Annotated in this window: 12 protein-coding genes and 1 tRNA gene; 5 read left to right on the top strand and 8 right to left on the bottom strand. The window is 66.6% G+C overall.

The window, feature by feature from the left end; translation table 11 throughout:
* Positions 1–49 precede the first annotated feature (49 nt).
* From KF730_RS10180 to moaA, 3 genes are all read right to left on the bottom strand, one after another.
* Positions 50–124: transfer RNA gene (locus tag KF730_RS10180), tRNA-Asn, on the bottom strand.
* Positions 125–230: 106 nt separating this feature from the next.
* Entirely contained in the window at positions 231–995 is a 765-nt protein-coding gene (locus tag KF730_RS10175) for an NAD kinase (protein WP_294094560.1), read from the bottom strand.
* Positions 995–1,993 carry a GTP 3',8-cyclase MoaA gene (moaA, locus tag KF730_RS10170; protein WP_294094557.1) on the bottom strand — a complete coding sequence of 333 codons (999 nt, stop codon included), beginning with the start codon at positions 1,991–1,993 and terminating at the stop codon, positions 995–997. The genes KF730_RS10175 and moaA overlap by 1 nt, the downstream gene beginning before the upstream one ends.
* A gap of 82 nt (positions 1,994–2,075) precedes the next feature.
* Here moaA and KF730_RS10165 point away from each other — a divergent pair, with 82 nt between their 5' ends.
* Together KF730_RS10165 and KF730_RS10160 are read left to right on the top strand one after the other, a co-directional pair.
* Positions 2,076–4,070: a bifunctional diguanylate cyclase/phosphodiesterase gene (locus tag KF730_RS10165; protein WP_294094554.1), complete on the top strand. Its 1,995-nt coding sequence runs from the start codon at positions 2,076–2,078 to the stop codon at positions 4,068–4,070.
* Entirely contained in the window at positions 4,067–4,468 is a 402-nt protein-coding gene (locus KF730_RS10160; RefSeq protein ID WP_294094549.1) for a hypothetical protein, read from the top strand. Before KF730_RS10165 ends, KF730_RS10160 begins: the two co-directional genes overlap by 4 nt.
* Here KF730_RS10160 and KF730_RS10155 read toward each other — a convergent pair.
* Positions 4,465–5,001 (bottom strand): CPBP family intramembrane glutamic endopeptidase, encoded by a 537-nt coding sequence (locus KF730_RS10155; RefSeq protein WP_294094547.1) that lies wholly within the window; start codon positions 4,999–5,001, stop codon positions 4,465–4,467. The genes KF730_RS10160 and KF730_RS10155 overlap by 4 nt on opposite strands.
* A gap of 100 nt (positions 5,002–5,101) precedes the next feature.
* Here KF730_RS10155 and KF730_RS10150 point away from each other — a divergent pair, with 100 nt between their 5' ends.
* Positions 5,102–5,548, top strand: coding sequence for a hypothetical protein (locus KF730_RS10150; RefSeq protein ID WP_294094543.1), 447 nt, complete (start codon positions 5,102–5,104; stop codon positions 5,546–5,548).
* Entirely contained in the window at positions 5,545–5,763 is a 219-nt protein-coding gene (locus KF730_RS10145; protein ID WP_294094540.1) for a helix-turn-helix domain-containing protein, read from the top strand. Before KF730_RS10150 ends, KF730_RS10145 begins: the two co-directional genes overlap by 4 nt.
* On the opposite strand, the gene KF730_RS10140 is transcribed toward KF730_RS10145, so the two are convergent.
* The 3 genes from KF730_RS10140 to KF730_RS10130 form a co-directional block, all read right to left on the bottom strand.
* A complete protein-coding gene (locus KF730_RS10140) occupies positions 5,760–6,275 on the bottom strand; it encodes a GAF domain-containing protein (RefSeq protein WP_294094537.1) in 516 nt (171 codons plus the stop codon). The two genes, KF730_RS10145 and KF730_RS10140, sit on opposite strands and share 4 nt — an antisense overlap.
* A gap of 77 nt (positions 6,276–6,352) precedes the next feature.
* On the bottom strand, positions 6,353–9,811 hold the full coding sequence (mfd, locus tag KF730_RS10135; RefSeq protein WP_294094535.1) for a transcription-repair coupling factor: 3,459 nt from the start codon (positions 9,809–9,811) through the stop codon (positions 6,353–6,355).
* Positions 9,811–10,077: a succinate dehydrogenase assembly factor 2 gene (locus tag KF730_RS10130; protein WP_294094532.1), complete on the bottom strand. Its 267-nt coding sequence runs from the start codon at positions 10,075–10,077 to the stop codon at positions 9,811–9,813. Before KF730_RS10130 ends, mfd begins: the two co-directional genes overlap by 1 nt.
* 68 nt (positions 10,078–10,145) lie before the next feature.
* On the opposite strand from KF730_RS10130, the gene recG reads away from it, so the two are divergent.
* Positions 10,146–12,197: an ATP-dependent DNA helicase RecG gene (gene recG, locus KF730_RS10125; protein WP_294094530.1), complete on the top strand. Its 2,052-nt coding sequence runs from the start codon at positions 10,146–10,148 to the stop codon at positions 12,195–12,197.
* Position 12,198: 1 nt separating this feature from the next.
* On the opposite strand, the gene KF730_RS10120 is transcribed toward recG, so the two are convergent.
* Positions 12,199–12,510 carry a PilZ domain-containing protein gene (locus KF730_RS10120; RefSeq protein ID WP_294094528.1) on the bottom strand — a complete coding sequence of 104 codons (312 nt, stop codon included), beginning with the start codon at positions 12,508–12,510 and terminating at the stop codon, positions 12,199–12,201.
* Between the last annotated feature and the right edge of the window lie 59 nt (positions 12,511–12,569).

The following is a 12,569-nucleotide window of genomic DNA, read 5'->3' as shown; positions in this document are numbered from 1 at the left end:
ACAACCTCAAACCATTGAGAAACAACGGGTTTTTGAGGCTTGAAAGGGCTGGCTCCCTGAGTAGGATTCGAACCTACGGCCGCTCGATTAACAGTCGAGAGCTCTACCGCTGAGCTATCAGGGATCACCATCTTCCGCGCGGCCAAGCCGCTGCGGAGGCGGCCCTATGCATCGCGATTCCGGGAAAATCAAGGCCCTCGGGCGACGAATTGTTCCCGGCGTACCGCCGCTCAGGCGACGAACTGCTCCATGGTAATGCGGTCGTCGAGGGCGTGCTCGGGGTCGAACAGCAGCGTCAGGTCGCGGGTGTGGTCGATCTCGACCTGCACCGACGAAACTTCCCGAACCTCGCGCTGATCGGCGACGGCGCTGACCGGGCGCTTGTTGGCCTCCAGCACCTTGATGCCGATGCGGGTCTTCTCGGGCAGGATCGCGCCGCGCCAGCGGCGGGGGCGGAAGGGGCTGATCGGCGTGAGGGTGAGCAGCGCCGAACCTAGCGGAAGGATCGGGCCGTTGGCGGAAAGATTATAGGCGGTCGAGCCGGCGGGGGTCGCGACCAGCATCCCGTCCGCCACCAGTTCGGGCATGACGACGCGGTCGTTGATCGTGATCTCCAGCTTGGCGGTCTGGCGGGTTTCGCGGAGCAGGGAGACTTCATTGATCGCGGGGAGCACCACGGTTTCGCCGTCGGTGGTGGTCGCGGTCATGCTGAGCGGAGAGACGCGGAACGGCTTGGCACGGTGAAGGCGTTCGTCGAGACCCTCGATCCGCCAATCGTTCATCAGGAAGCCGACAGTGCCGAGGTTCATGCCGAACACCGGCACGATGCGGCGCGTGCCCAGCATCGCGTGAAGCGTCTGGAGCATGAAGCCGTCGCCGCCCAGCGCGACGATGCATTCGGCTTCCTCCGGCGGCACCCATTCATAGGCGTCGCGCAGCTCGGCTGCGGCCGCGAGCGCGGGGGCGGTAGGCGAAATGGCGAGCGCGCGGGTCATCATCCGCCGGTGACGCTCATATGCCGGGACACCGCGGGCGCGGCACCGGAGGCGATACGGAAATCATGCGCGGCGGGCTTGAGCGCGAGTGCCCGATCGATCGCCGCATCGAGCGCGGCGAGGCCGCCGGCGCGGATCGCGGCCTTGAGATCGACCTGATCGTCCTGGCCCAGACACATGAACAGCTTGCCCTCGGTGGTAAGGCGGACCCGGTTGCAGGTGTTGCAGAAATTCGCGGTGAGCGGCGAGATCAGGCCGAGCCGGGTACCGGTGCCCGCGACTCGCCAGTACTGCGCCGGACCGCCGCTATTGTGGCGGTCACGGACGAGCGGGAACTGCTCCTGCAGTTCGGCGAGCACGCCGGTCAGCGGCAGGAACCGGTCGGCGCGATCCTCGTCGATGGCGCCGAGCGGCATCGTCTCGATCAGGGTGAGATCGAGACCCTCGGCTACGCACCATGCGAGCATTGGCGCGATCTCTGCGCCGTTCAGCCCGTTGAGCGCGACCATGTTGATCTTGACGCGCATGCCTGCCGCCTGCGCGGCGGCGATGCCTGTCAGCACCCTGGCGACGTCGCCGCCCCGGGCGATGTGGCGGAAGGTGTCGGGATCGCGGCTGTCGAGACTGACATTGACGCGGCGGATGCCGGCGTCGAACAGCGCTTCGGCATGTTCGGCCAGGCGGGTGCCGTTGGTGGTCAGCGTCAGTTCGTTCAGGCCGCTGCCAACATGCCGGCCCAACCGCCGGGCCAGCTCGATCGCGTCACGGCGGACCAATGGCTCTCCCCCGGTCAGGCGGATCTTGCGCACGCCGCGGGCGATGAAGCGCTCGGCGATCAGGGCGATCTCCTCCAGCTGCAGCAGGGCGTTGCGGGGCAGGAAGGTCATCTTTTCGGACATGCAATAGCGGCAGCGCAGATCGCATCGATCGGTGACGGAAATGCGCAGATAGCTGATCGTGCGCCCGTGCAGATCGGTCAGGGCTGGGGCGCAGGCCATGGTGCACGGGTTAAGCGACAAGCTGTGGGCAAACAAGCCTTTGGATTCGCGATGGGGCGTCAGCCACGCTATCGAGGGCGGAATGTCCGACGATTTCACCGTTCTCGATATCGCCAACACGCCCTCATCCGAGGCGCCGGTGTTCGTGCTTTCCTTCCGCCAGCGCGACGAGGTCGCGGCGGCGGCGGCCGGCGGCGGCTGGCGCGTGGTCGCGGCGCGGCGCAGCGAGGGGCTCGAGCGGCGCTTCATCGCCAGCGGCGCGGCGGTTGCTGTGATCGACGCGCGGGGGGCCATGACCGACGGGCTGGAGGCGGCCAAGATACTGGGCGGGCCAATCGCGGCGCACGGTGCGGCGATGCTGATCCTCGTCTCTCAGAGCGACGCGGTGCATATGCGCCATTTCTACGATGCGGGGGCGACGCATTTCCTGTCCAGCCCGATGTCTTCGGCGGCGATGGCGCATGCGATCCGCTTTGCGCTGCGCCATGTCGAGCGGCTGGCGGGCTGGAGCGGACAGGCGGGGCCGGCGGCAGAGCCCCTGGGCTGGCGCTATGATCCCGAGTTCAAATCGCTGCAATTGACGCCGGCGCTGGCGGCGTTGCTAGCGCTGCCCGAAGCGCCGGGGATGCGGGCGCTGTACCGCAAGCTGGAGGCGGCAGACCGGCTGCTCGCGCGATCGGCGCTGCGCCGGCTGGGCGAGGCGCTGGCATCGACGGCGTTCGCGCATGACCTGCCTGGAATCGGCCGGGTGGTGCAGCATCTCCAGTTCGACGCGCGGACCGGGCGGCTGCATGCGCTGGTCGAGGCGCTGGGCGTCGCTCCGGACGCCAGCGCGGCGGTGCGCGACGCGCTGACCGGCGCGCGCGATGGGCCGAGCGCGCGGCGCTGGATCGACCGGCGGCTGGGTGAGGGAGGCAAGGTTGGCGCGATCCTGATCGGGCTGACGCGCTTCGAGACCGTCAACACCGCCTATGGCCGCGCGGCAGGCGATGAATTGCTGCGCGCGGTGTCGCGCCGGATCGCCGAAGTGGCACGCGAGGCGCTCGGTAAGGGGGCGATCGTCGCGCGGATCGGCGGCTCCGAATTCCTTGTCGCCAGCGACGACGCCAACGGCGTGAAGCTGGGCGCGGCTGTGGCCAGGCTCGAAGAGGCATTGTCGCGGCCATTCGTCGCGGGCGGAGTGATCGCGCCGCTGGGCGCGCGGCTGGCCAGCGCCGAGAGCAACGCCGACGACAATGCCGCGACGCTGCTGCGCCGTGCCAGCGAGACGTTGCTCGGCGATGGCGCTCCCCGTGAAGTCGGCGCGCCGCCGATCGACGAACTGGTCGGCAGTATCCATAAGGCGCTGGAGCGCGGCGAGATCGGCGTGCTGTTCCAGCCGCAAGTCGCCATTGCGACCGGCGAGATCACCGGCGTCGAGGCACTGGCGCGGTGGCAGCATCCGCAGTTCGGCGAAGTCGGAGCCGAGACCCTGTTCGCCGCCGCCGAGCGCGCCGGGCTGGAAGTGACGCTCAGCGATCATATCCAGCGCCGCGCGCTTTCCGCCGCCGCCAACTGGCCTTCATCGCTTAGCAAGTTGCGCCTGTCGATCAACGTAACCGCCGCCGATGTCGCGCGCGTCGGATTCGCCGACTCGCTGCTCGGGCGGATCGACGCGAGCGGCTTTCCGCGAGCGCGGCTCACGGTGGAGATCACCGAAAGTGGGATCATGGCCGATCTCGGCGAGGCGTCGCGGCTGCTCGGCGAGTTGCGCGGCGCCAAATGCCGGGTCGCGATCGACGATTTCGGCACCGGTTATTCGAGCCTGGCCTACCTCAAGGCGCTGCCGCTCGACTATCTCAAGATCGACAAGAAACTGAGCCAGGACATTGCCGGCAGCGCCCGCGACCGGGTGGTGGTGCGCGGCGTGATCGACATGGCGCGCTCGCTGGGGCTGTCGGTGATTGCCGAGGGCGTCGAGACGCAGGCGCAGCTCGATCTGCTCGCCAAGGAAGGCTGCCAGTATTTCCAGGGTTTCCTCTGCTCCGGACCGGTCGATGTGCCTGCGCTGGCGCAGCTGGTCGCCAAACCCGCGTGAGCGATCCACTCGACCTGACCGGCGTGTGGTACGGACGCTATGTCAGCCGCGTCGATGCGCAGGAGAACAGCTTCATCGCACTGATCGAGGAAGTGGGCGGAGCGTTCACCGGCGTCATTACCGAGCCTGATGACGAAGGCGGCGGAAGCGTCCGCCGTGCGACCATCTCTGGCCAGCGCACTGGCCAGGCGCTCTATTTCACCAAGCAATATAGCGGGCGCTGGAATCACGCCGTCCGTTACGCGGGACGAATCGACAGCGCAGGCAAGACAGTCGATGGTGGCTGGAACGTCGACTGGCTGAGCGGCGGTTTCGATATGGAGCGCGAGAAGTTCTCCGTAGAGGAATTGGAGGAGGAGCTGGAAGAGGAGATCGTCGAACCGGTCTCGCTACGCTAGCCCGCGAGCCGCTCCCAAATCGCGTAGCTGTTGCCGAGGATATGGAGCAGCATGGTGAGGTATACCGAGCCCGTTCGCGTCCGGCAGATCGCGAAGAATAGCGCATCGACCAGGATCAGCAGCATCCCGCGCCAATCATATTGGATATGGATCAGCGCGAAGAGCGCGGCCGAGCCGAGCACCGCGGCCACCGCGCCGAAGCGCTGGCGGAGCATGCCGAGGAACGCGCCGCGGAAGAAGAATTCCTCGGCGATCGGATAGACCAGCCCGATCGCGGCGATGCGGATCAGCAGGTTGGCGGTATCGTATTTGCCGTGCCAGCTTCCGCCCGCGCTCTCGACACCGAGCCAGCGCCTGGTGAGTTCGCTGGCGACCGCCACCACCCCGAATGCGAGGATCCAGAAGAAGGCGGTGGACGGCGCGGGAAGCTGAAGCCCGACATCGCCTTGCCAGCTGAGCCGGCGCAGTTTGACGAGCAGCAACGCCAGGCCGATCAACACCAGCGGTGTGACGAAGATGATGGCGATGTCCATAGAAGCTCCCCCGAAATAAAATGTAACCTTAGGGTGTCATTGTTGTAGATCGCTATCCAGTGTTTATGATACCTCAGGGTTACAATGGGAGGGCCAAGCAATGGACACGGACGAGAAGGCGGAGCGCATCCAGCGCGCCGCAATCCGCAAGATGACGGTGTTCGCGATCGCCTTTGTGATCTGGCAGCTTTCCTATTTCACGATCGCGCGTCCGCCGGCCGGCGAGACGGTGCGCAATGTCGATATCGTCCGCACTATCGGCTTTCTTGGCTGGTCGGCGGCACTGCTGCTGCTGTTCGCCAAGGGCGGCGGTGCGCTGGCGCCGAAGCCGGTGCGCGCGATCATCGATGACGAACTGGCCCGCGCCCAGCGCGCGATCGCCTATCGCAACGGCTTCTGGGCGATGACTCTGGTCAATTTCCTTGGCTATATCCTCGCCATGACGACGCAACTCCGCCCCATCGACCTTGCCCATATCGGGCTTTCGGCCGGCGTGCTGACGGTGCTGGTCAGTCAGGTGCTGCTCGCGCGCGAGACCGGCGATTGAGAAGCACCGGGCTCGGCAACCGATTGAAGGAGGAGCGCGCGCGGCTGGGTATCACGCAGGCCGAGCTCGCGGCGATGGTCGGGGTGTCACGCAAGACGGTGGTGACGGTCGAGAACCGCATCTTCATCCCTTCCGCCTTGCTTGCGCTCAGACTGGCGCGGGCGCTGGGGACGACCGTGGACCGGCTCTTCTTCGAAGACGATAGCGGGGTTTAGCTCGCGGCGGCATCCGGCGCGCCAGCGGCGGCGACGCGTGCAAGTGCCAGGCTGGCGATGCGCGCCAGCGTGCCGAGCAGCGCCGCAGCACCCGGATCGATCGGTCCGGCTTCGCGCCAATAGGCGCCAACCGCCATCACCGGCGCGGTTAGCCCGATCGGATACATCGCCATGCTGCGCACGAAAGTCGGGCGATAGGCGGCGTGGGGCACGCGCGGATCGGCGAAGATATCGGGGATCACGATTGGCTGGTTGGTGAGGATCGCCTGGCCCGAGATGCACGCTTCGATCGCGAAGCGCTTGCCGGTCCAGAGCGGCTGGAGCGCGTCCTCGGCGATATAGGCGACGAGATCGCCTTCGCGGCGGATGACGGTGACGCCTTCGCTCCTGGCGATCGCGCGGCCGGCGGTGCAGAGGATCGCGACGAGGTCATCGACCGACAGGGCATCGGCGAGCGCCGACATCGCCTCGTTCAGCTTGCGCCGCTGCGCAAAGATCGCCGGTTCCGCCACGGGCCGCCCCTTTCGGATAAAGCCAATAAAGCAAATGGGTTACCCGAAGATTGCACTTTCGGCCGCTATGGCCGGAATTAGCCCGCCGCCTTGGCCAGCCCGCGCGAAATCTGCAGCGCCGCGTTGAGCCGGGCGCGGGGGTTGTTCCATTCGCGGGTGACGACCAGCTTCATGTCCGGGCGCAAACGCGCGGTACCGTCGAGCCGCTCGACATAGGCCAGCAGGCCCTCGACATTGGGAAACTTGTCGTCATGGAAGGTGACGAGCGCGCCCTTTGGCCCGGTGTCCAGCTTGGCGATGCAGGCGCGCTTGGCGTTGAGCTTGGTCTCGATCAGGCGCAGCAGATTCTCGGTGGCGTCCGGCAGCTTGCCGAAACGATCGATCAGCTCGGCGGCGAAGCCCTCGATCGCGTCATTATCCTCAAGCTCGTTGAGGCGGCGATAGAGGCCCATGCGCAGATCGAGATCGGGGACATACTCCTCGGGGATGAGGATCGGGGCGTCGACATTGATCTGTGGCGAGAGATCCTTGGGGCGGAGCTCTTCGCGGAGGCCACCTGCCTTGGCGTCCATGATCGCCTCCTCCAGCATCGCCTGGTAGAGTTCGTAGCCGACTTCCTTGATGTGGCCGGACTGCTCGTCGCCGAGCAGATTGCCGGCGCCGCGGATGTCGAGATCGTGCGACGCGAGCTGGAAACCGGCGCCGAGCGATTCGAGATCGGAAAGCACCTTGAGGCGCTTTTCGGCGGTTTCGGTGAGCTGCCGCTCGGGCGGCGTGGTCATATAGGCATAGGCGCGGGTCTTGGCCCGGCCGACACGCCCTCGCAGCTGATAGAGCTGAGCGAGGCCGAATTTGTCGGCGCGGTTGATGATCATCGTATTGGCGCTGGGGATGTCGAGGCCGGATTCGATGATCGTTGTCGAGACGAGCAGATCGTAGCGGCGGTCGTAAAAGGCTGACATGCGCTCCTCGACCTCGGTCGGCGCCATCTGGCCATGGGCGACGACATAGGTGATCTCGGGCACCTCGTTACGCAGGAATTCCTCGATATCGGGGAGATCTGAGATGCGCGGGGTGACGAAATAGGCCTGGCCGCCGCGATAATGCTCGCGCAACAATGCTTCGCGGAGCACGACCGGATCCCAGGGCATGACATAGGTGCGCACCGCTAGGCGATCGACGGGAGGTGTCTGGATCACCGACAGCTCGCGCAGCCCCGACATCGCCATTTGCAGCGTGCGCGGGATCGGCGTGGCGGTGAGGGTCAGGACGTGGACGTCGGCCTTCAGCGCCTTCAGCCGCTCCTTGTGCGTTACGCCGAAGCGCTGCTCCTCATCGACGATCACCAGCCCCAGCCGCTTGAAATCGACGGTCTTGGAGAGGATCGCATGGGTGCCGATGACGATGTCGATCTTGCCTTCGGCGAGCTTCTCGCGCGTTTCCCTGGCCTCGGCGGCGGGAACGAGGCGCGAGAGGCGGCCGATCTCGATCGGGAATCCTTGGAAACGCTCGACGAAATTGCGGTGATGCTGGCGGGCGAGGAGCGTGGTCGGGCAGACGAGCGCGACCTGTTGCCCGGCCATCGCCGCGACGAAGGCGGCGCGCAACGCGACCTCGGTCTTGCCGAAGCCGACATCGCCGACGATGAGACGGTCCATCGGCCGGCCTGCCGAGAGATCGGCGATGACGTCACCGATGGCGCGGTCCTGATCGTCGGTTTCCTCATAGGGGAAGCGATCGACGAACGCCGGATAGCCGCCGGGATCGGGCTCGAGGACTTCGCCGGGACGTACCGCGCGGCGGGCGGCGGTGGCGATCAGTTCACCCGCGATCTCGCGGATGCGCTCCTTCATCTTCGACTTGCGGCGCTGCCAGGCTTCGCCGCCGAGCTTGTCGAGACTCGCGCCTTCTTCGGACGAACCGTAGCGGCTGAGGACTTCGAGATTCTCGACGGGCACGAACAGCTTGTCGCCACCGGCATAGGTCAGCTGGACGCAATCGTGCGGTGCCTTCTGCACCGGGATTTGGGTTAGCCCCTCATAGCGGCCGATACCATGATCGACATGGACGACGAGGTCGCCGGGAGTCAGCGTCGCCAGCTCGTTGAGGAAGGCGTCGGCCGACTTCTTGCGCTTGGTGCGGCGAATGAGGCGATCGCCGAGCATGTCCTGTTCGGTGAGGACCGCGACATCGGGGGCGGTGAAGCCGTGATCGAGCGGCAGGACGATCAGGGCGACGCCCTTGTCCGCGACGCCGAGCGCCGATTGCCAGGTATCGGCGTTGTGTGCGCCCGTCAGGCCGTGATCGTTGAGCAGGCCGGTCAGGCGCTCGCGGGCGCCGTTGGAATAGCTGGCGAGGATCGGCTTCTGGCCAGCCTTTTTGAGCTTGGCGATATGCGCGACCACGGCTTCGTAGACATTGGTGCCCGCCGCGCGCTCGGGAGCGAAATCGCGGGGCCCATCGACGTTGAAATCGAGGACGGTCTTGCTCTCCGGCTCGTGGAAGGGAGTGCTGGTGTGGGTCGGAGCTTCGGCCTGGACCTGCTCCCACTCCTTGGCCGTCAGATAGAGCGCGGCGGCATCAAGCGGGCGATAGCTGCCCGGGGCGGTGCTTTCGGCGCGGACGCGGTTCTGCTGATAGTCGGCGATCGCCTCGAAGCGCTGGGTGGCGGCGCCGATCGTGCCGGTGTCGCGGACGATGACGGCGTCATCGGAAAGATGATCGAACAGCGTTTCGAGCCGTTCCTCGAACAGCGGCAGCCAATGCTCCATGCCGGCGAGGCGGCGGCCGTCGCTGATCGCCTGGTAAAGCGGATCGCTGGTCGCGGTGGCACCGAATTGCTCGCGATAGCGGGTGCGGAAGCGCTTGATGCTGTCCTCGTCGAGCAATGCTTCGGAGGCCGGCAGGAGCGTGAAGCCATCGACGCGGCCGGTGGTGCGCTGGTCGTTGGGGTCGAAGGTGCGGACGGATTCGATCTCGTCGCCGAAGAAGTCGAGACGCAGCGCCTGTTCGGCACCGCTCGGGAACAGATCGACCAGGCCGCCGCGCACCGCGAACTCACCATGATCGTTGACGGTGTCGAGGCGGACATAGCCGTTCGCCTGGAGCAGCGCCGAAAGCTTATCCAGGCCGATGCGCTCGCCGGGGGCGAGGCGGGCGACAAGCTGGCGGATGCGGAACGGTGTCAGCGTGCGCTGGGTGGCGGCGTTGACGGTGGTGACGAGCAGGCGCGGCTTGTCGGTTTTGCTCTGCAGGGCGTGGAGCGTCGCGAGGCGCTCGGACATGACGCGCAGCGTCGGGCTGGCGCGGTCATAGGGCAGGCAATCCCAGGCGGGGTAGCTGAGTACCTCCAGCTCGGGCGCGAAGAACGGCGCGGTGCCGGCGACTGCGCGCATCGCCGCCTCATCGGGGGCGATGAACACCGCTGTGCCGCCCGCACGTGCCAAATCGGCCAGCATCCAGGGGAGGAAGCCGGGAGGCGCGCCCGCGAGGGTGAGCGGCTTGCTCGCCGAAAGTATCGTCTTCAGATCGGCCATTATTCGGCGATGGGCACGTAGGTGAGAGTCCTGAGCGCGGTCATGATCGTGCCGGCATAACGCGGTGGAACCGGCGCGGCTCCAATCGCCCAGGCCATGATATCGACGTCCTGTTCCTCCAGCAGTTCCTCGAACAACAGCCGCTCGGCTTCGCTCCAGCCTCCGGAGTATTTATCGAAGAAGCCGCCAATCAGGAGATCGGCTTCTTTGATGCCGCGATGCCAGGCGCGGAAACGCAGGCGCTTCAGATGGGTCTCGCGGTCCATGGTCCTCAACGACGATTGGCCGGCGGCGCTTTTCGCGTCCGTCGGCTGGGTGTAGGCAGCAGATAGTCATGCGGCCCGAGATACTCAATCCACTGTTCGCCGAGGTCACGGCGCTGAAAGGCGTGGGCGCGGGGCTGGCCAAGCCGCTGGACCGGCTCGGGCTGGCGCGCGTGGTGGATGTGGCGTTTCACCTGCCGACCGGGTTCATCGATCGCGTGCCGCGCGACGAGCTGATGCAGGCCGACGTCGGGCGGACGATCGTCATCGAGCTGACCGTGGCGAACTATCGGTTCGGCGGCAGCGCGCGGGCACCGGCACGGGTGCAAGCCGTGGACGCGCATGGCAATCACGTGTCGCTTGTGTTTTTCGGCGGCAATTCGGGCTGGGCGAAGAAGCTGTTGCCGCTGAACAAGAAGCGCTGGGTGAGCGGGCGGCTCGATCAATATGGGCAGGAATTGCAGATCGTGCACCCGGAGGTTTCGGAAGAGGCCGAGATGGGCGGGCGCGAGGCGGTGTATCCGCTGTCCGAGGGCATCACCTCAAAGCGCCTCGCCGGCTTCGTCGAGCAGGCGATCGAGCGCGCACCGGATCTGGCCGAGTGGATCGAGCCCAGCCTGAAGACACGGAATGGCTGGCCGGATTGGCGCGAGGCGCTGGTGCGGATTCATGCCGATCCGGCGGACGCCAAGGCGCGCGAGCGGCTGGCATATGACGAGGTGTTCGCCAACCAGCTGGCGTTGCTGCTGGTGCGCGGTGAGGCGCGGGCCAAGCGCGGGCGGGCGCTGCAGGGCGATGGGCGGCTGCGCGATGCGCTGAGGCTGCCTTATGCGCCGACTGGCGCGCAGGCGCGGACAATGCGCGAGATCGAGGGTGACATGGCCCAGACCCAGCCGATGCTGCGGCTGCTGCAGGGCGATGTCGGTTCGGGCAAGACGCTGGTGGCGCTGATGGCGCTGCTGATCGCGGCGGAGGCGGGCGCGCAGGGCGCGTTGCTGGCGCCGACCGAAATCCTGGCGCGGCAGCATTTCGACAATCTGTCGCGGCTGCTGGCCGGGCTCGACGTGCGGATCGCGGTGCTGACCGGGCGCGACAAGGGCAGGGTGCGCGAGGCGACGCTGATGGGAGTGGCGTCGGGTGAGATCGATATCCTGATCGGCACGCACGCGATCTTCCAGCAGGGCGTGCAATATCGTGACCTGGGACTGGTGGTGGTCGACGAGCAGCATCGCTTTGGCGTGGCCGAGCGGATGATGTTGCAGGCCAAGGCGCAGGTGCCGCCACATCTGCTGGTGATGACCGCGACTCCGATCCCGCGGACGCTGCAGCTGGCGAGCCATGGCGAGATGGACGTCAGCAGGCTGGACGAGATGCCGCCCGGGCGCGAGCCGATCCAGACGACGGTGATCTCCGAGGATAAGCTCGATGCGGTGATCGCGGGGCTGGGACGACATCTGGAGGCGGGCAAACAGGCCTATTGGGTGTGCCCGCTGGTCGAGGAGAGCGAGAAGACCGATCTCGCCGCCGCCGAGGATCGCGCGGCGAAGCTGACGGCACGGTTCGGCGACAAGGTCGGGCTGGTCCATGGCCGGATGAAGGGGCCGGAGAAGGACGCGGTGATGGCGCGCTTCGCCAGCGGCGAGCTGGGCGTGCTGGTGGCGACGACGGTGATCGAGGTCGGCGTCGATGTGCCCAATGCGACGCTGATCGTGATCGAGCACGCCGATCGCTTCGGGCTGGCGCAGCTTCATCAGTTGCGCGGGCGCGTCGGGCGGGGCGGCGGGCAATCGCACTGCATCCTGTTGCGCGGCAACGGGCTGAGCGAGACTTCACGGGCGCGGCTGGGGCTGATGCGCGATACCACCGACGGTTTCGTGATCGCCGAGCGCGATCTGGAGTTGCGTGGCGCCGGCGAGTTGCTCGGCACGCGGCAATCGGGCGAGCAGACCTTCCGGCTGGCGACGCCCGAGAGCCTCAACACGCTGATCGTTGCGGCCAATGCCGATGCGCGGCTGCTGGAGGATCAGGACCGCGCGCTGAAGAGCGAGCGTGGGCAGGCGGCGCGGCTGGCCTTGTACCTGTTCGAGCGCGATGCGGCGGTCGGGCTGCTCCGCGCCGGCTAGGTCACTTTGCGCGCATCATCGTGGTGATGAGCTCGTAATAGCTGGCAAGGTCGATCGCGGTTTCGAACTGGGCGCCCAGGCGACCGCCCAGCGACCAGCGAATCTCCGCGATGGCCACGCCCGCGACGGGAAGCTGGATGCGGACGCGATCGCCGACCTGGAAGCCGGCATCGCAGCGAGCCATCAGCCCGTGTGGCGAGATATTGACGATCAGGAAGGTGTGCTGCTTCGCGTCAGGCCCGAAAGCGCGGGCGCGGTAATGCACGTCGTCACGGCCTTCACGGCGCACTTCGGCAAAAGCCAGATTGCCCATTCCAACGCTCACACACGCCTCACTACTTCGAGGTTTGGCTACTCATATTGAGCAGACCC

Source organism: Sphingomonas sp., assembly GCF_019635515.1.
Taxonomy (GTDB): domain Bacteria; phylum Pseudomonadota; class Alphaproteobacteria; order Sphingomonadales; family Sphingomonadaceae; genus Sphingomonas.
Note: the sequence above shows the minus strand (reverse complement) of the source record. Positions and strands in the feature narration are given on the sequence as shown.